Annotated in this window: 1 protein-coding gene; it reads left to right on the forward strand. The window is 48.2% G+C overall.

Translation table 11 applies throughout. The features are described from left to right. Positions 1 to 336: amino acid permease (locus ACWFR1_RS40600; protein WP_453561213.1), on the forward strand; the 336-nt coding region annotated here is incomplete at both ends.

The raw sequence follows: 336 nt of genomic DNA on the forward strand, positions 1-336 counted from the left end.
GACGATGCTGTCCGTCAATTTTGCGTTTTCGGGAACGGAACTAATCGGAATCGCAGCCGGTGAAAGCGTTGATCCTGACAAGACGATACCAAAAGCGATTAAAACAACGGTCTGGCGTCTCTCACTCTTCTTTGTCGGAACAATTTTTGTGCTGTCAGGGCTGATTCCGATTCAAGATGCAGGTGTCATCAAAAGCCCGTTTGTCGCTGTCTTTGACAGAGTCGGTGTACCATACGCAGCCGATATCATGAACTTTGTTATCCTGACAGCGATCCTGTCAGCGGCTAATTCCGGACTCTACGCTTCTTCCCGGATGCTGTGGTCTTTATCAAAAGA

This window comes from Streptomyces sp. NPDC055103 (assembly GCF_053607625.1).